The sequence below is a fragment of the Roseburia sp. AF12-17LB genome (genome assembly GCF_003479605.1).
Classification (GTDB): domain Bacteria; phylum Bacillota; class Clostridia; order Lachnospirales; family Lachnospiraceae; genus Roseburia_C; species Roseburia_C amylophila.
Genome location: NZ_QUHR01000010.1, coordinates 92,555 through 110,097, shown reverse-complemented (window position 1 = coordinate 110,097; position 17,543 = coordinate 92,555). Strand labels below are relative to the sequence as shown.

Annotated in this window: 12 protein-coding genes; 3 read left to right on the top strand and 9 right to left on the bottom strand. The window is 40.7% G+C overall.

Annotated elements, in window-relative coordinates:
- Nucleotides 1-71: 71 nt before the first annotated feature.
- Entirely contained in the window at nt 72-1,712 is a 1,641-nt protein-coding gene (locus tag DWV68_RS11840; RefSeq protein WP_022242433.1) for an ABC-F family ATP-binding cassette domain-containing protein, read from the bottom strand.
- 228 nt (nt 1,713-1,940) lie between these two features.
- Here DWV68_RS11840 and nifJ point away from each other — a divergent pair, with 228 nt between their 5' ends.
- The 3 genes from nifJ to DWV68_RS11825 all read left to right on the top strand — a co-directional run bounded on the left by nifJ (nt 1,941) and on the right by DWV68_RS11825 (nt 9,960).
- Complete coding sequence (gene nifJ, locus DWV68_RS11835; protein ID WP_118056889.1) at nt 1,941-5,486, top strand: pyruvate:ferredoxin (flavodoxin) oxidoreductase; 3,546 nt, start codon at nt 1,941-1,943, stop codon at nt 5,484-5,486.
- A gap of 284 nt (nt 5,487-5,770) precedes the next feature.
- Nucleotides 5,771-6,445, top strand: coding sequence for a signal peptidase I (gene lepB, locus DWV68_RS11830; RefSeq protein WP_242997790.1), 675 nt, complete (start codon nt 5,771-5,773; stop codon nt 6,443-6,445).
- Between the two features lie 14 nt (nt 6,446-6,459).
- Nucleotides 6,460-9,960, top strand: coding sequence for a DUF11 domain-containing protein (locus tag DWV68_RS11825; RefSeq protein ID WP_118665884.1), 3,501 nt, complete (start codon nt 6,460-6,462; stop codon nt 9,958-9,960).
- A gap of 74 nt (nt 9,961-10,034) precedes the next feature.
- Here DWV68_RS11825 and DWV68_RS11820 read toward each other — a convergent pair whose 3' ends face one another.
- The 8 genes from DWV68_RS11820 to DWV68_RS11780 all read right to left on the bottom strand — a co-directional run bounded on the left by DWV68_RS11820 (nt 10,035) and on the right by DWV68_RS11780 (nt 17,524).
- Nucleotides 10,035-10,217: a transposon-encoded TnpW family protein gene (locus DWV68_RS11820; RefSeq protein ID WP_182364705.1), complete on the bottom strand. Its 183-nt coding sequence runs from the start codon at nt 10,215-10,217 to the stop codon at nt 10,035-10,037.
- A gap of 245 nt (nt 10,218-10,462) precedes the next feature.
- Nucleotides 10,463-11,824: a virulence-associated E family protein gene (locus DWV68_RS11810; RefSeq protein ID WP_118198683.1), complete on the bottom strand. Its 1,362-nt coding sequence runs from the start codon at nt 11,822-11,824 to the stop codon at nt 10,463-10,465.
- The gene (locus tag DWV68_RS11805; protein WP_118665882.1) at nt 11,742-12,374 is read right to left on the bottom strand and encodes a CHC2 zinc finger domain-containing protein; all 633 of its coding nucleotides are present in this window, start codon (nt 12,372-12,374) and stop codon (nt 11,742-11,744) included. Before DWV68_RS11805 ends, DWV68_RS11810 begins: the two co-directional genes overlap by 83 nt.
- A gap of 64 nt (nt 12,375-12,438) precedes the next feature.
- On the bottom strand, nt 12,439-13,671 hold the full coding sequence (locus DWV68_RS11800; RefSeq protein ID WP_118198681.1) for a serine/arginine repetitive matrix protein 2: 1,233 nt from the start codon (nt 13,669-13,671) through the stop codon (nt 12,439-12,441).
- Between the two features lie 467 nt (nt 13,672-14,138).
- A complete protein-coding gene (locus tag DWV68_RS11795) occupies nt 14,139-14,747 on the bottom strand; it encodes an ATP-binding cassette domain-containing protein (protein ID WP_118198680.1) in 609 nt (202 codons plus the stop codon).
- On the bottom strand, nt 14,744-16,708 hold the full coding sequence (locus DWV68_RS11790) for a hypothetical protein (RefSeq protein ID WP_118198679.1): 1,965 nt from the start codon (nt 16,706-16,708) through the stop codon (nt 14,744-14,746). The genes DWV68_RS11795 and DWV68_RS11790 overlap by 4 nt, the downstream gene beginning before the upstream one ends.
- 265 nt (nt 16,709-16,973) lie before the next feature.
- Nucleotides 16,974-17,261 carry a molecular chaperone gene (locus DWV68_RS11785; protein WP_118198678.1) on the bottom strand — a complete coding sequence of 96 codons (288 nt, stop codon included), beginning with the start codon at nt 17,259-17,261 and terminating at the stop codon, nt 16,974-16,976.
- 17 nt (nt 17,262-17,278) lie between these two features.
- Nucleotides 17,279-17,524 (bottom strand): ferredoxin, encoded by a 246-nt coding sequence (locus DWV68_RS11780; RefSeq protein ID WP_118198677.1) that lies wholly within the window; start codon nt 17,522-17,524, stop codon nt 17,279-17,281.
- Nucleotides 17,525-17,543: the final 19 nt, after the last annotated feature.

Sequence of the window (17,543 nt, the reverse complement as noted above, 5' to 3'; positions counted from 1 at the left end):
TTCAAGGCTTGAAAGCGGTTTTCATCAACACATTTTGTCCTATAACTCGCTTTCTATCTTAAAAGCTATTTTTAGTTATCATTCTCGTCTTCTTCACTCATGGAGTAAACCTGACGTTTTCTTGCCATTTCATCACTTTCTAAGTATTCATCGTAAGTGGTAATCTTATCAATGAGTCCGCCATTTGGAAGAAGCTCCATAATGCGGTTGGCAGTGGTCTGTGTGAACTGGTGGTCACGGGAAGCGAAGAGTACAACACCCGGGAATTTAATCAGACCGTTGTTTAATGCGGTAATGGACTCCATGTCTAAGTGGTCGGTAGGCTCATCTAAGATTAAGACATTGGAAGCCTGAATCATCATACGGGAGAGCAGTACACGCACTTTTTCTCCTCCGGAAAGGACTCTCATTTTCTTCATGCCGTCTTCACCGGCGAAAAGCATTCTTCCTAAGAAACCACGTACATAAGTAGCATCTTTGATCTCGGAATACTGGGTCAGCCAGTCTGTGATAACAAGGTCAGTATCAAAGATTTCGGTATTGTCCTTCGGAAAATAGGACTGGGAAGTCGTAACACCCCATTTGTAAGTTCCTTCGTCCGGCTCCATTTCACCGGCAAGAATCTTAAAGAGGGTAGTCTTGGCAAGCTCGTTGCTTCCGACAAAAGCTACTTTATCATCATGTCCTAAGATAAAGGATACATTGTCTAATACTTTTACGCCATCGATAGTTTTGCTTAGCCCCTCTACGGTAAGAACCTCATTACCGATTTCACGCTGTGGGCGGAAATCAATGTAAGGATATTTACGGCTGGAAGGTTTGATTTCATCCAGCTCGATTTTTTCAAGGGCACGTTTTCTGGAAGTTGCCTGTTTGGATTTGGAAGCATTCGCAGAGAAACGGGAAATGAACTCCTGTAACTCTTTAATCTTTTCTTCCTTCTTTTTATTGGCTTCTTTCATCTGCTTAACAAGAAGCTGGCTGGACTCATACCAGAAATCGTAGTTACCGGCATATAACTGAATCTTGCCATAATCGATATCGGCAATATGAGTACATACCTTATTTAAGAAGTAACGGTCATGGGATACGACGATTACAGTGTTGTTAAAGTTAATTAAGAATTCTTCCAGCCATGCAATGGCATCTAAGTCTAAGTGGTTGGTCGGCTCGTCTAAGAGCAGAATGTCTGGATTACCGAATAATGCCTGGGCTAAGAGCACCTTAACCTTGGTAGCACCCGGAAGGTCACGCATAGTGGTGTAGTGGTCTTCTGTCGGGATGCCAAGACCATTTAATAACATGGCAGCATCGGATTCTGCATTCCAGCCGTCCATTTCAGCAAATTCGCCTTCCAGTTCACTGGCACGGATACCATCTTCATCGGAAAAATCCTCTTTTGCATAGATAGCATCCTTCTCCTTCATGATATCATAGAGACGTTTATTTCCCATGATAACGGTATCTAAAACGGAGTACTCATCATATTTGAAGTGATCCTGCTGCAGGAAGGAAAGACGCTGTCCCGGTGTAATAACCACATCGCCGCTGGTGGAGTCTAATTGTCCGGATAAAATCTTTAAGAAAGTAGATTTACCGGCACCATTGGCACCAATCAGACCGTAGCAGTTGCCTTCCGTGAATTTAATATTTACATCTTCAAACAAGGCTTTCTTCCCGATTCGTAAAGTTACATTGTTTGCACTTATCATAATCAAATCTCCTGACTCTTTGAATTTACGGTGCTTTCATGCTTATGCACCAATTCGTATCATACTAGAAAAACAGCGGAAAAGCAACTAAAACTTCTTATAGAAAAAATTCGTGATTGTTCTTCATTTCGTACAGTCCATAATCTTGATAATCGACAAATAAAATGCTAAAATGTGATTTAGGTCGATAAGACATAAGTTTTTTATTTAAATAAGGAGGAATAAATAATGTCCAGAGCAAAACAATCAATGGACGGTAATACAGCAGCAGCTCATGTAGCTTATGCATACACAGACGTTGCAGCTATTTATCCTATTACCCCGTCCAGTCCAATGGCTGACTCCGTAGACCAGTGGTCCGCAGCAGGTCAGGAGAATATCTTTGGAAATCAGGTTAAAGTCGTAGAAATGGAATCAGAGGCAGGAGCAGCAGGTGCCGTACATGGTTCTCTTGCAGCAGGTGCTTTAACCACTACATTTACCGCATCCCAGGGTCTTTTATTAATGATCCCTAATATGTACAAAATCGCTGGAGAGCAGCTTCCATGTGTATTTGATGTATCAGCACGTACCGTTGCAACCCAGTCCTTAAATATTTTCGGTGATCACAGTGACGTATATGCTTGTCGTCAGACAGGTTTTGCTATGTTATGTGAGACAAACCCACAGGAAGTTATGGACTTAAGCCCAGTTGCTCATCTTGCAACAATTGAAGGAAAAGTTCCATTCATCAACTTCTTTGATGGATTCCGTACATCTCATGAGATTCAGAAAATCGAGAAATGGGATTACGCAGATTTGAAAGAAATGTGCAACATGGACGCTGTAAAAGCATTCCGTGAGCATGCATTAAACCCAGAGCATCCAGCAATGCGTGGTTCCCATGAAAACGGAGACGTTTTCTTCCAGCATCGTGAAGCTTGTAATACAGCTTACAATGAGTTACCGGCTATCGTTGAGAAATACATGGGCAAAATCAATGAAAAACTTGGTACAGATTATGACTTATTCAACTACTATGGAGCAGCAGATGCAGACCGTGTTATCGTAGCAATGGGATCTATCTGTGACGTAGCAGAAGAAGTAATCGACTACTTAACAGCAGCAGGAGAGAAAGTCGGATTAATCAAAGTTCGTCTGTATCGTCCTTGGGTATCTGCTTCCTTATTAAAAGTTCTTCCAAAGACTGCAAAGAAAGTTGCTGTTCTTGACAGAACAAAAGAGCCAGGAGCATTAGGAGACCCATTATACTTAGACGTAGCTACAACATTACGTGAAGCAGGATTAAACGACGTTGTATTATGCGGCGGCCGTTACGGATTAGGATCTAAGGATACTCCTCCTTCATCTGTATTCGCTATCTATAAAGAACTGGAAAAAGATGCTCCAAAGAGCAGATTTACAGTAGGTATCGTAGATGACGTTACAAACTTAAGCTTACCAGAGGTTAAGCCAGCACCTATCACATCTGCAGAAGGAACTGTAGAGTGTAAGTTCTGGGGTCTTGGTGGAGACGGTACTGTAGGTGCTAACAAGAACTCTACTAAGATTATCGGTGACCACACAGATAAATACATCCAGGCATACTTCCAGTATGACTCTAAGAAGACCGGTGGTGTAACAATTTCTCACTTAAGATTCGGTGACAAGCCAATCAAGAGCCCATATTACATCAATCAGGCTGACTTCGTAGCATGCCACAACCCATCTTATGTAACCAAAGGATTCAAGATGGCCCAGGATGTTAAACCAGGCGGAGTATTCATGATTAACTGCCAGTGGTCAGACGAAGAGTTAGCTCATCATCTGAATGCTGAAGCAAAGAAATATATTGCTGATAACAACATTCAGTTATATACAATCAATGCAATTGATAAAGCAATTGAAATTGGTATGGGTAAACGTACCAACACAATTTTACAGTCTGCATTCTTCAAACTTGCAAACGTTATGCCTATCGACGATGCAGTAGAATTCATGAAAGCAGCAGCTAAGAAATCCTACGGTAAGAAGGGTGATGCTGTCGTAGAAATGAACTACAAAGCTATCGACGCTGGTGTAGACGCAGTACATAAGGTTGAAGTTCCAGCATCCTGGTCTAACCCAGAAGCAGATCCAACTCCGAAGGAATTAACCGGACGTCCTGAGACTGTTAAGATGGTAAGAGACTTAATGGAGCCAATCTCCAAGATGGACGGAGACAGCCTTCCGGTATCTGCATTTGCAAAGAATCCGGATGGACAGTTCGAACATGGTGCGGCAGCATATGAGAAACGTGGTACAGCCGTAACCGTTCCTACATGGGATGCTGAGAAATGTATTCAGTGTAATCAGTGTGCATTCGTATGTTCACATGCAACCATTCGTCCATTCATGTTAGACGAAGCAGAAGTAAAAGCTGCTCCAGAGCAGACAAAACTTGCTGATACAAAGCCAAAGGCTGGCGAGTACAAATATACAATGAGCGTATCCCCATTAGACTGTATGGGATGTGGCGAGTGTATTACGGTATGTCCAGTAGGCGCAATCGAAATGGTTCCTCAGGAATCACAGGCAGATCAGCAGCCAGTATTCGATTACTTAGTAGCAAACGTTGGAAAGAAACCTGGTATGCCGGCAGACAATACCGTTAAAGGTTCCCAGTTCAATCAGCCATTGCTTGAGTTCTCAGGCTCTTGTGCAGGTTGTGCAGAGACATCTTACGCTCGTTTGATTACTCAGTTATTTGGTGAGCATATGTATATTTCCAATGCAACAGGATGTTCTTCTATCTGGGGCGGTCCTGCAGCAACATCACCATATACAGTAAACAAAGATTCCAAGAAAGGTCCGGCTTGGGCAAACTCCTTATTCGAGGATAACGCTGAGCATGGTTTTGGTATGGAAATCGGACAGAAAGTTCTTCGTGAGCAGGCAATTGCAAGCGCTAAGAAATGTGCTGAGTCTGATAAAGCAAGCGCAGAATTAAAGGCTGCATTTGACAAGTTCGAAGAGACTAAGAATGATACAAAAGCTAATACACCTGCAACAGAAGCATTAGTTGCTGAGTTAGAGAAAGCTGCAGCAGCAGGATGCCCGGATGCTAAGGATGCATTAGATAAGAAGAATTACCTTGCTAAGAAGTCTGTATGGATCTTCGGTGGTGATGGATGGGCTTACGATATCGGCTTCGGCGGATTAGACCATGTACTTGCTTCCGGTGAGAACGTAAACGTAATGGTATTCGATACAGAGATGTACTCTAATACAGGTGGACAGGCTTCTAAAGCTTCTAACATCGGTGAGGTTTGTCAGTTCGCTGCTTCTGGTAAAGAAGTTGGCAAGAAGAGCCTTGCAGAAATCGCTATGAGCTACGGCTATGTATATGTAGCACAGATCGCTCTTGGTGCAAATATGGCAAATGCTGTTAAGGTAATTGCTGAAGCAGAAGCATACAACGGACCTTCACTTATCATCGGATATGCTCCATGTGAGTTACACGGTGTTAAGGGTGGAATGAACCACTGCCAGGATGAGATGAAGAAAGCAGTAGCAGCAGGTTACTGGAACTTATTCTCATACAACCCGGCATTGAAAGCAGAAGGAAAGAACCCATTCACATTGACTTCTAAGCCAGGTGATGGATCTTACCAGGATTTCTTAAATAACGAGACACGTTACAGCAGATTAACACGTTCCTTCCCAGACAGAGCAGAAAAACTGTTCAAAGCATCTGAGGAAGCTGCAAAGGCTCGTTATGAACATCTGTTAAGATTAGTTGAACTTTACAAATAAGATTAGCTGATTGGACAGAAGAATCTGACGATTAAGTAAAATAAAAGAGACGTAATTTACAGAAATGTAAGTTACGTCTCTTTTTTTACTTTATAAGAACGATATCAAATTAAATTAGTCTGATTATTTCGTTAGAAAAAATCAAATCTATATGCCAGAATATGACATAATTCTATACAAAAAATATATATACTTACATTCAACACAAAAGAAAAATCACATGCATAAAAAGACAGGGGAAGGTCATAATAAGGGGAGCAAAAGAATAACAGGGGGTGCAGTTTGTGGCAGATAAGGATTTCCGCAAGCTGAAACGCTGGGAGTTGATTGAAATTATAGAGGGACTCCAGAAGGATTTGCAGGAAACTACAGAAGAAAATGACGGGAATAAGGACAAGAAAATAGAATTAGATGTGGCACTTCAAAGTATACGGGCGGAACAGGCTCACAGAGAGAAGAAGCAGCATCTTTTCAGTGCACTCGGAATACTGCTTGTGGTGGCAGCAATTTCAGTATTGATTGCAACAAGATTAGTACCGGTATTGCAGGTTTCGGGCAAGAGCATGGAACCGGCATTAGAGAATGGTGAACTGGTAGTAATAAAGAAAACCACAAAAATCAAACAGAGAGATATCATCGGCTTTTACTATCAGAGTAAGATTCTTGTAAAAAGGGTCATAGGAACTGCAGGTGATTACATAGATATAGACGAAGACGGCAATGTATATGTAAATGGTGAAAAATTAGATGAACCATATGCAATAAAGAAAGATTTAGGGGAATGTGATATTGATTTTCCTTATCAGGTGCCGGAGGGCAAATATTTTGTGATGGGAGACCATCGTTCAGTATCGGTTGACAGCCGGAGTTCAGCCATTGGGTGTGTGGCAGAAGATCAGATAATTGGAAAGGTGGCTTTTCGATTCTGGCCATTGAGTAAAATGGGATTCCTTAAATAGGGAGAGATAGGGATATGCAGGAAAATGTAAGAAAACATGTAAAGAAAGCAGAAGAAAAGAGAAAAATCCGCAGAAGAACAAAAATTTTACTGGGGATATGCTGCGTTCTTGTGGCGGTGGGTGTAGTCTGGGGACTGATTCTTCCGGGACTTGCAGCAACAGGAAATAAGGAAACAGAGCAGACATCAGCCGGAGGCACGATTAGTGAGCGTATTAACTTGAGCGTTTCACAGAAGAGTCCGGATGATGGGAAAAATGGACAAATTCTGTATGCAACCGTGAGTGCAACCAACTCAAATCCGACAGATACAGAGCTGGTACCGGTTCGTATCCGGATTAGTGATTTGCCGGAAGGAGTTACATTGACCGGTTTTGAAGAAAGTGATGTTATGCAGGTTACTTATAAAGCGGTCAGTGAAACAACAGAAGAAACACTGGAAGTAAAACTGGTAGAAGAGGATGATGAGACTTACATAGAGTTTGAACCACCTGCAGGTTCAACCGTTTCCTTCGATTTGCAGTTTAATTCCTTAAATGGAATTATGGAAAAGGATTCCAAGGTAACATTGACACCGGAGATTCCGGATCAGAAAGACAATGATGTGATTTCTGAACCGGCAGAATTAATCTGGCATGGAACGAATCTCTGGCAGGATTTGAAAAAAACTGTCAGCAAGGAAATTATTCCGGTGAATGGAAAGACCAATACGCTGGAAGGAACATTAGATTATAGAATCACTGCAAACAGTATGAATCCATGCGGAGTTGGTGATACTGGAGCAATCTGGACAGATCATGTAGAGTTGAGTGATGTATTGACATTACCGGATGGAATCAGCTTTCCGGAAGGAACCAAGGTCAGTGAAGATGGTGTTTCCATTGTGGATAGCAATGGAAATGTGATTTTCCAGTTTACTGATCTTCAGGGAGGAACCGTTACAAGCCTGACATTGGATGGAAAAACTGTTACATATAAGATTAGTGTGCCGAACCAGTATATGACAAATGGTGTGCCAACAAGAGAACAGGAGCATCTGAATGTAAGTGCAAGTCTGAATGTATCAAAATTAGTATTAACAGATAATTACATTACAGTAGCCGCAGAAAAAGTAAAAGAGGATGTAATTACAAATCATGTTGATTTTGAATCTGTTCCTTATAAAGAATATGAACACACAAAATTGTCTGCAGATGTAAAGTCAAGACCGGAAATAAAAGAGGACTTTAAAATTGTTAAGACGGCGGATAAGAAAGAAGTAATTGCCGGTGATACCATTAATTATACGATTACGGTAGAAAATACGGGAAACAATCCGATTAAAGGAGAATCTTCAGATGGAAGCGTTTATAAGGTGACAGATAAATTGCCAGAGCATCTGACGTTGACATCGGAGCAGATACAGGCAATCCGTGATAAAGGAGCAGAGTATGACGAAGCAGCCAGAACAATAAGTTTTACACCTGGTACATTAAAAGCCGGTGAAAAGGTCTCATTTACTTTTGCAGCTAATGTAAAAAGCCAGGAAGAAATGGCAAAGTATAAAAATAATACTTCCATTCATAATAAAGCTTCTTATAAAGATAAGAGTTCAACAATAACGGTTATTTATAAAAAGCCGGAACTCATTATTGAAAAGAGCGGTGATAAGAAGAATGTAAAAAATGGTGATTTAGTTACTTATACGATAACGATTGAAAATATGGAAGATTATAAAACCATTGAGCAGACGTTAGAAGATACTCTGCCAAAAGGACTTATTTTCCAGTATGTTATAGATAAGAATGGAGCACAGGTTCCGGAGGGCGAGACGGATTTTGTGGCAGAGTCAACCAATGCGACCGGTGGATGCCGCAATGTTGGCTTAAAGATAAATGATAAAATATTGACATTTTCTCTTGGCAGGCTGAATGCAAAGGAGAAGGTAACCATTAAGTATGTATGTAAGGTTGATGTTAATGAACTGCCGGAGGCTTCTGATTATCATTTTAAGAATTATGTAAAGAGTACTTCAACCGGTGAGAATTCTGAAATTGTAATTGAGACTGAAAATCCGATTACAGTAGATAAGAAGGTTAATGGCGGGGAAGGTGGAGAAACCTTTAAAGCAGAGGAATTATTTAAATACAGCATAACGATTACAAATGCTGATGGAGATGCCGCATATAAGAAAGGCGGACTGTCATTGACAGATGATATGCCATATCATGTCTTTCCTTCGGATGAATACAAGATTTATAAGGCAAAGCAGGCAGGAACGTTAAATTCCAGATATCCTAAAAATGATGAGGAACTGGTAGAGGTTGGTATCAGCTGGAAAGAGTATGTAGAAAATACATCTGACTGGGGAACTTATTATACAAAAATAAATGGTGAATACGTGCAGATAAGGAGATACTGGATTGGCAAGAGCAATGGAATGAATATCAGTGCACATAAAGGAATCCGTTTAATCTGGAAGATTGGCACCATGTTACCGGGTGAGGTAATTGAAAAAGAATTCAATGCTTACATTTATATGGATGATAAAGAGAATGAACAGACGGGAACCTTTACTTATACCAATAGTGCAACCGTAAATGGAATGAAGGATACAGTAACGGTAAAAGGGAAACCGGAAGGAAAAAAGGAGCTGGATCAGGCGGTAGATGTGCAGAAGAGTGTGTGGGCAATTCTGGATCAGTTCCATCAGTGGAAGACCAGCCAGTTAAAAGATAAGTCCATATTCTCTAAGAGTGTAAATGAAGGAAATTATCTCGGAAATTATGTGATTTACAATATTACAGTAACAAATACAGGAGAAGATCCCGTTCATATTGATACATTGGAAGATCATATGGCGGATGGTCTGGAATATATTGGAATACGTCCGGGCCTGGGATATACGCTTCCGGTTCGGATTGAAAAGAGCTATAGTGAACCGATTAAGTCAAACGACTGGAACATGGCACAGGTAACCAATATCGATGGCAGAAGTCTGGTAAGGGATGTTACCATTGCAATGACCAATGATGATAAGGAAAATCATATGGTTACCTTTACGATTGGAGACGATGGCAAAGGTTATGATTTGCCGGCAGGAAAGAATCTTTCATTCTTTGTGATGTGCAAGGTAAGTAAAGACGTGGAATTAGATGTTCCAATTACCAATACCGTGGATTTACTGGTAGATAAGGATGTGGAATATCGTGAGAATCCGAATGACATTACAATGAGAGGAACCAGAGATGATTCCAGACAGAATAACGGCACATCGGAAGATAAAGGAATTGTAGGAGAAAAGCGTGTTATTTCGTCATCTGTAATGATAACACCGAAGGATGTAATTGTTCCGGGAATTACCAAGAAAGCAGTGTCCTATATACCATCTGGTAAAAATGTGGAAGATGCTGTTGAATTGGAAGAGAAGGACAATATACAGCCGAATGTAACGACAAAGTGGCTGTTGGAGTTACGCAACGATGGAACCATTCGGGAGCATTGTGTCAAGACAGAATGCGGAAAAAATCATGCCTAAATTGTAAATATTCTTTGGCACACCCCACACTCTGTATTGACCGTTCCGCACTCTGTTGTTACACTCCCTATTCATTATCCGCAAGCCTGTTTGTGAATGTCGCTTTTAACCAATCGTGCCACCTTATCGTCCATTGTTTCTTTGCTCGTTTCGCTGAAATGAATGCCCACCATGTAGGTGGTCTTTCCGATTTTCTTAACCAGCACAGGTGCGTTCTGCTCAATGGTCTGTGCTATTGTGTTCGTGTTTTCTGTCATTCGATACCTCCTGAAATAAAAAAAGCCCAACAAGGAAAGAGCTGACAACGAAGTCCTGACAACGGACATCAAAAAACTCTTAAACTTATCGGGCTATTTACTATTTATTCTATTTTCCTTTTTCTTTGAAATCTTGGTTGTCATGGTTGTCAGAGAGAAGAAAGTAGCGGAATATAAGGGTTTTACAGCCTTTCGGCTGACAACCAGCCCGACAACGGGATAGGCAACTTGCCGACAACCGGCTCTTATTTTTTCTCCAACCATTCTTTCGGTAACTCCAACTGCTTCATTTCTTCCTCGGAAATCTGCTGAAAATCTTCAAGCTCGTTGTCAGGCTCTCCGATACGTTCCCAGCCTTTCTGACGGGCATAGGGCTTTGGAAAGTGCCTTGGATTGCTGAACGGCTTCCAGCCGGATACGGCATTGTTCATAATGTCGTTGATTTCCCTCAATTCCCATTGCTTCGGCTCGTCATATTCATGTCCCATCGCTTCACGATAAAGCTGTTTGGAACATACCATGTTGCCTTTGAAATTCTCCAAATAATCAAGTATCTGTCCGGCTTTGGTGTCCTCCGGCATAAATTCCCTTTGATGGGCTTTCAGATACTCATTCATTGTCGGGCTGAATCTCAGCTTGAAGCTGCCGCTTCGGTAAATCTCCATCGCCTCCGCCCACATCTGATGGATATAGGCTCTTGATTCTTCCTCATTCTCCAAGATATGAACTTCGGCTCTTTCGGGATATACCATAATCGGCACGAATCGGCGGTTGCCTGTTCGGTCAAGTGGAAGAAAGTCCAGCGTATTGGAAGAACCACCAAACACACACTGTCTTTTCCTGTCGGCTGGGTGCGTTTCATAAGGGATTTTATAGGTTTCCTTTTGTCGGCTCAAAAATGACTTTATTTCTTCAATACTCTTTGCGTTTGCGGTGGCAATCATTTCCGACATTTCAATAATCCAATGCCCTTGCATTTTACGGTAGACATTTTCATCTTCCAGCTTCTTCAAATCATCAGAGAACCAATCATCATTGACTGCCAGCAGACGGAAAAAAGAGGACTTTCCGGCTCCCTGACCGCCCACCAAGCAAAGCATGACTTCAAACTTGCACCCCGGCTTAAAGGCTCTTGAGATTGCTCCCAATAAAAACAGCTTCAATGCTTCGTAGGTGTAATCATCTGTATCTGAACCGAGAAAGCGGTGCAGACAATAACGGATTCTCTCTGTTCCGTCCCATTGTAAGCCATTCAGAAAATCACAGACAGGGTGGTATCTGTTCTCATTTGCTATGACCATAACAGCGTCTTGGATTTTCTTCTCAACGGTAAGACCGTAGTTTACTTCAAAATAGAGAAGCAGATATTTAATGTCAATGTCCGTTAGCGTAGGATTTTCACGATACCAGCCAAGCGGCTTCACAATGTCGATACGCTCCGTCAAAAGATTTTTACGGATTGCACCTTTCAGCAAAGGGTCATACTGCAACACCCGTCTGTAATTGGCTGCGGAATTTGACACCTTACCTTTCTGTGTCTGCTCCAAGCTGTTTCGGACTTCTTCGATTGTGGCTGTCTGCGGACAGCTCTGTAATTCTTCTCTCAATTTTTCTCACCTCCTCTCCAAGCTCTGCCACAAGAGCTTTCATCTCTATCTGCGGTGTGTCTGTCAGCAGATCCAGCAGATAGTCGATATAATCTTTTTTGTGTAGGGCTTCCACAAATAGCGGATTCCATTCTTCATCAAGAGTAACAGGGGAACAGGTGCGTTCCCACTCCAACAGTAGACGGCGGTAATCACTCAGCACCGTCATACAATGCTGTTTCTCCTTACGGACTTTTTCCATATCCGTAGGCTCTCTGATTCTTGCCCTTACGCTTGCCTTATGCTTCAAGTTGTAGCTGATTCCAAAATCATCAGCTATCTTGACAGCAGCTTCTTTCAAAGACAGTCCATATAGCTTTGCTACAAAATCAATAGCGTCTCCGTCAGCACCACAACCGAAACAATGGAAACGATTGTCTAACTTCATGCTGGGATTCCGGTCATCATGGAACGGACAGCAAGCCATACCGTTTCTTCTGACTTTAATTCCGTACATCTCCGCAACCTCTCTTGTGCTAACGGACTGTTTCACAGCTTCAAATACATTCAATTCTTAACCACCTCCCAAATACAAAAAGCACCCGACATTCTCAAAATCGAAAATGGCAAGTGCCTTAAAGTTCCATATCCTTTTTTCTGTTTGTCTGATGTTTCTGCTGTTCCCATCTTGCCTGATTGTCTGTGTCTGCCGAAATCTTTGCCCTTGCAAGTTTGGAATAAATGGATTCCTTTGCTTTCTCTTTGATTTTTTCCTTTCCGGCGTTCTTAACAGATGGCTTCATCAAAACGGTTTGAAGCTTATTCAACGCATTCTGCATGGAGTTCCTGATTTTCTTAACCACACCGTCCAATCGGTCAATGGCATACTCACGCTCTTTCTTTGGTGCTTTACGCTCCGGCGAGCGTAACCAATTCTGAGTTTCCTCAATCAAACGAATATCTTCTTTATGGGTTTCCATGCGGACGGTATCGCTCACAACCTCAACTGCCTTATCGTAGGCAACATCGGCAACTTCATCTACCAGCGTTTCAATATCTTCAATTTTAACAGTCAGCTCCTCCAGCTTTTTCTCCTGTTGCTCCATCTGCTGTTTCTGCTTCATCAGGATATAGTCCTGTTTTTCAAGATAAGCACGACCGCCGTATTCCGGTTCTTCCTCTAAGTCCAGACCATATTTTTTTGTAATATTAAAGAGAATGACACGACAGACGGAATCGAAAGTTTTCTTTCGGTTGTTTATTTTGCTGGGCTTCTGTGTCGGGTCAGGAAGTTCAAATCCCAATTCTTCCAATGCCTTTTCCTGTTGTGGGGCAACCTCTCCGTAACTATTCTCACAATCAAAAACATGTCTTTCGTGAATATGGGGAGTACCCTCATCTAAGTGCAATGCCCAATCGAGGATATGAACATTTTTACCGAACCTTGTATCAAGCTCAACCAAAAAATCCGTAACAACCTGAAGAAGAATTTCCGGCGGAACATGGTTGTCAATCGTTCCAATCTGAAAGATGGTTTCTTCCGGTGCTGTCTTTTTGTTTTTGAGCAAATCCGAAGTAGTACGGTTACGCTCAGGGTGTCTGTTTTTCTCATTCCTTTGATTCTGCGATTCCACATGATTTCGATATTGAGAGGAGTAGAACATCTCCTCAACTTCTTCAAAGGTGTCTGCAAGAAGTTCCTCTTTGGCAAGACTTCGGAAGCCGTTGTAACAATCCCAATACACATTTTTCTTTGCCAGCTCTGCATTGATATGCTCGCTGTTTTCTAAATCAAAGCTGCGGTCATTGTGCTTCGGATTGTAAGTGCCATGTTTTCCGGCTCTGCCATTGTGCCTTGTTAATCTCATTTCATTTTCCCTCCAATCTTTCTTTCCCCGACAGGGGAGTGGACGGCGAAGCCGATTCCTTGAGCAATTTTGCGACAAGTAATACCCAGTACTAAGTGACGAAGCGTCACTTAACTGGGCAAGACTGCCGTCCTTGACCTGCACAGGGATTCTGCGACCCTGTACCCAGCACAAAGGGTTGCACCCTCTGTACTCCTGTCCGAACAAGCTGACCTCGCCACACACCCACTCGGCTCAATCAGGCTCATTCGGTTTTTGCAAAACTCTCCGCCGGAGTTTTTTGACAAAAAGAAAAGCCGATACATTTTTGCATTATGCTCAAATACATCGGCTTCTTCATCTGACCTTAACGGTCATATTCAGTTGTGGCAGATTGCTGACAATCCGCAAATGGATAAAACAAAAGAGGGCGGTAGTTTAAGCTATCGTCCTCTTAGCTGCTTCTTCAGCGAATAGAATTTTATTATTTATATTTTTACAACATACGGCTCATTTTCGATGATGCTCTGATCGTGCGTAACGATAATAACTGTTTTACCTTCTTCGTTGAGTTCGTGCAACAGATTCATCACAATATCTCGGTTTTTCTTATCGAGAGAACCGGTAGGTTCATCTGCTAAAACAACAGAACACTTTTTCATCATAAGACGAGCTAAAGCAACTCTTTGTTGTTCGCCGCCAGATAATTGATAAACCTTTTTATTCACTTCATTCAATAGCCCTACACGAGAAAGAGCTTCTTTAAGAGACACATCGGTACGGCTTGACTTCTTTATCAACTTTAAATTTTCTTTAACTGTTTTATTTTCAAGCAAAGCAAAGTTCTGAAAAAGAAAACCAACCGTATCAGCAAAAAAACAATTTTTATTTTTGTCTTTCGTGACATCGAACCCATCAACAATAATACTTCCACTATTCGGTTTTTCGATTCCACCAATCATATTGAGTAAGGTACTTTTCCCACTGCCACTATCACCGCTTATTGCCACAAAACTCTTATCCGGTATCTCTAAATTAAAATTAGAGAAAATGACTTTATCACCAAATGCTTTGTTTAAGCCACAAATTTTAATCATAAACAGCCTCCTTTCAAGGACTTTGAGATATTTGTATTTTCAACCCATAGAATATTTGTGAAAATAATTGCCATTTCAATTATGGTAAGCAATGCACCAATTATTAAAGCAATTAAGGCACTTGCATTAGACATAAACATCGAAGCGATACAAACTATCAACACTACAATCAAATTTTCTATGAGATTAACGGAAATAAGTCTTTTGTGTCTTTCGTAAAATCTATACCCCAAAACCTTTTTGAGTGAGATTTCCATAGAACGCAATCTAAATTCCATTTTCACCTCAGATACGATTACTGCTATATCCAATAACAATACCAATATACAAAGGGAACTTATAAACCCAATCAGTTTTACAAGGAAGTTATGACTATAAGAGTAATCTTCACCGACGTTTGTCAGCATAAAGTAGTGTGAACCTAACTGTGAAGAATATTTATTTGCAATATCCCGAATTGTGCTTTCATCACTACTATAAATTACCTCTCCGTTATATGTCCCTGTTTCAATATAACCACCATTCAATGTAACAGACTCATTCGCCTGATAAATTATAATCGGGTTTGTCACTCTCGACAAACCATCAACAGCTTCTTCTCTGTTTGAGTTAAGATAATAAAACTTTTCTGTACCTGAATACTCTTTATAAACAACTCTTAGTTCTTCTGCATTTTTTGCAAGCGAAACAATTTCTTCTTTTGCAGTATTTTTGTACGATTCCACATTTCTTCCCTTTGGAATAAAGACTACCATGTCTGCCTTTTCATCATCTTCGGTAAGTTTATCAGAAAAACCTTGCAACATATCTTTTGCGTTATGATTCACAAAAATATAGTTACCCATATCACCTATTTGACTTCCTATGCAAATTACCGGATTTATGTTGTTATACTCGTTTTCATAAAGTTCGTTCCAAAATTTTACCTCTACCGATTCCTCATCATTTTCTTCAAAAGGAGCATCAAGCATCATAATACCAAAATAACTATCTTTGTAGTGATTTTCTAAAATATCTGAGCTTGTAAACAAATTTCCTTGAATACTGCTAAGATTCGTTGTAATCGTAAAAATAGTCATCGCAGTCGCAATCACTTTAAGCCCATTCAGAAGATAAAACATTCCTTTTTTATCCGAAGCATTGGCAAAGGCTTTTCTAACATCAAAACGAACAAATACACAATAAGGAACTACGGAAAGGACTGCACCAATACAATATACCGCCAAAACGAGTTTATTTTCATACGCTCCTGATATAAATTGAGCAACAAGCAGTTTCGCTAAAACAAATAAAACAATATACGAAATAATATCAACCACTGCGGATTTAAGTGCAATTATGGCAGCACTTTCTCCGAGAGAAGCTCGCACAACTACTTCCTTTTGTCTGCGTATTACCTCAACTACGTTCAACACAATCATCAATATCGCTACTAATCCCCAGACAATGAACATCATATCCGTTTCCGTTGATTGCCAAAACTCCGGCTGTGTTATGGAATAGGTTTCCGCCAAATCCTGATATGTAGCAATCACATCGTCATTATCACCGATGTAACTAAGCATAATTGCCTGTCCGTTACCTGTATTTTTCACCTCGTTAAAATTTTCAAATTCTACTATTGTAATTCCGCTTATCAGAGCAGTATATGTTTTTTCTTCAATATCCATCTTATTTTTAAGACTATCACGAATAGTAGCATCATCACCATAAATGGAAAGTCTTGTCTGATAATTTGAAACTCTACGATTAAAGGTTGAAAAAATGTGAACATTATGTTCTTGAGCAACTTTCTCTGCATCGGCTATAAAAGAATCCAAATCATTATCAACGCTTGTATATTGAGAAGATAGGTAATATGCCCCGTTAAAGTTCCACAGCATATTCTGATATACTTCAGCCTGCATAACAAATCCAAAGATGATTGTAATAAGCAGTAAAATGTTTCTTATATGTTTCATATGAATCGCTTAAACTCCTTTCTGCCATTGAAAACTATTTTATTTTTTATCTTCACAGCCTTTAATTTATGGCTCAATATTCAAGATAATTATACCATTTCTATTATGATTTTTCTATCCATATTTCTTATAAGAAAATGCACCGTAACCATACCATTTTGAAAAAACAGCGATAGATGATAGTTACCCCATCTGTCTTATGTAACGGTCAAAACATCGGGTACAGACCCGATGTTTTGACTGCAAACAGCCCCATATTGCCACATCATTTGCCCTGACTGTTGAAACCATTTTGCTTCGCCAGCTCGCTTGCTTTTCTTCTACGTTCCTCACTCATGGGCGGTTGGAATCGAATAGACAGTCTTGACTTATCAATATAATAGCAAACACCGCCTTGTCCCATACTCATATCAAGTCGGCACAAATCAGGGTGCTTCTTGCTGAATGCTTCCAATCGCTTACGCAGTCCGGCATTGTAAGTCTGAATGTGTGCTTCTTTATCTGCTTCATTGAACAAAATAATTGTTTCTTTCTCTACTTTAGTCAGCTTCATTGTAATCCCTCCAATATTTACGGTTCATATTTTCTGCCCTTAAAAAAGGTACTTTCCATTTCAATCCTTACATCGTAGTAGAAGTCAGTGTATCGGCTCTCCATATCGTCATCACTCAACTTTACAATGAGATTGAGAAAGAATTTCTTCGTTCTCGGATCGGGTGTCAGTGCCGTCAACAAACGCAGACGCTGAATTGTTGCTTGATGGTTCGGACAGCCAAAGGCATACAGTGCTTTCTTTTCATTGATGTTCATAGTCATAGTGTTTTCCTCCTTAAAA